The 1,805-nt window shown below is 34.0% G+C and carries 1 protein-coding gene and 2 pseudogenes; 2 read left to right on the top strand and 1 reads right to left on the bottom strand.

All coding sequences use genetic code 11. The features are described from left to right. Positions 1-673 (top strand): annotated as a pseudogene (locus Wcon_RS10455) (IS630 family transposase); the annotation flags it as partial. On the opposite strand, the gene Wcon_RS10450 reads toward Wcon_RS10455, so the two are convergent. Next, positions 646-912, bottom strand: a complete 267-nt coding sequence (locus Wcon_RS10450; protein ID WP_179947525.1) for a hypothetical protein — start codon at positions 910-912, stop codon at positions 646-648. The pseudogene Wcon_RS10455 and the gene Wcon_RS10450 overlap by 28 nt on opposite strands. 60 nt (positions 913-972) lie before the next feature. Here Wcon_RS10450 and Wcon_RS13635 point away from each other — a divergent pair. Then, a pseudogene (locus Wcon_RS13635) lies at positions 973-1,782 on the top strand (transposase family protein); the annotation flags it as partial. Positions 1,783-1,805 lie beyond the last annotated feature (23 nt).

Below are 1,805 nucleotides of genomic sequence, written 5' to 3'. Positions count from 1 at the left end.
AATCACAAAATTACTGACTGGAATAAATTTACTGAATTTGCTAAAAAATATGGTGGAAAAACTCTATCGGAAATGGCTAAGCTTTGGAGCAATGTTAGTATCCCAACGATTCATCGAGCTCTTAAAAAAATTGGACTCACACGCAAAAAAAGACATATGGATACAAAGAAAGGGACGAAGAAAAACGCGCTGAATTTTTGAAAATTATAGCAACAAAAGAACCTCAAAACTTAGTTTATATAGATGAGTCTGGCATTGATAACACCGAGGACTACCCTTATGGATATTGCCAGAAGGGACAGAGGTTTTATGCTCTAAAATCTGGTAAAAAAATTCAACGAATCAGTATGATTGCAGCCTTAAACGGCAGGAAAATAGTTGTTCCGTTAACATTTGAAGGCCACTGTAATATGTTAATAAATGGTTTGAGCAGTTTCTGACACCGATTTTGAAACCTGGACAAACTGTTATCCTTGATAATGCTACTTTTCATAAGTCTAATAAGATTACTGAATTTGCTAAAGGAGTTGGCGCAGAAATTTTATATCTACCGCCTTATTCTCCCGATTTTAACAAAATTGAGCATCATTGGTTTGCTATAAAAAACAGAGCTAGGAAAAACATCCCTCTATTCACATCTTTTCGTCATGCTGTTGATTCCGCTTTTCTATAAGCTTTTCGGACTATTATGAAAAGAGCTATAGTATTATTTTTACTTCGCAGATCAGTAAGTTTACGTACCTCAATTTGCTCTTGTGATTTACATAATTCACAAGTTTGCGCTAGTAGTCTTTGTATTACTTCACTACGCTTATTCCATATTGGTATAACGTTATCATTTACACTGACCCATTTATTCCATTTTAGTGATACAGTACCAAAGTGTGTAATAAGTGGTATCTTTGGTGACAAACTGACCTTACCCAGAAAAAGTAGAGAGGAAGTAAAGAAGTTTTTTCAAAGAGGTGTGATATGACAAAAAGAAGAGAACATACAGCAGAATGCAAAAATGAAGACTGGAAAAAGAAACAGGTCAATCATCAGCAAAAATAGGAAGAGATTTGGGTATTAGCGGCTAAGCAGGTGGGTAAAAACATACAATATCTGGAACCAAGGAAAAGGAACTTGTGACAAAGAAAAGTTTGATTTAAAGAAAGAGCTGGCAAGAGTAACGAGAGAAAGAGACATTTTAAAAAAAGCCCTGGGATATTTTGCAAACCAAAAAGAGTTTTTATAAAAGAACATGAAAATTGCTATAAAACACGGGAATTATGAAGGTTTTTGAACGTATCTGCTTGTATAGATGGATTACTCAGAAAAAAAACAATAAGAGAAGAGCTCATACAAAGAAAAGCATCACAATGCAGGTACGGAGCTCCTAAACTGAATTAAAGGCTTTAGGTAAAATCAAAACAATGTTATGCAGAAAAATGGCATTCAAGCTAAGCTTAGATGAAGGTTTAAAACCACAAATAGAGTTATAACATATTGAATCAGAATTTCACCACTGATCAACCAAACAAGATATGGGTTTAGGTACATAAAAACCAATGAAGGATGGTTGGCAATAATAGATTTAGTTGATAGGCATAGATATGGCTATTGATAGGCGCAAATCTGCTTATAGCGATCAAGGATCACAATACACCTCTAAAAATTAGAGATTTTTACTGAGTACAAAAAATATTATTTCTAGACAAAGGTTATTGTTATGATAATGCTGTTTCAGAGAGCTTTTTTAGTTCACTCATACTCATTGATACTTCACAACACTCTGCACAACACCGCAATATTTGAATATATAG

It is taken from the genome of Wolbachia endosymbiont of Cylisticus convexus (assembly GCF_003344345.1).
The sequence above is the reverse complement of the archived record's forward strand: the minus strand, read 5'-3'. Positions and strand labels throughout refer to the sequence as shown.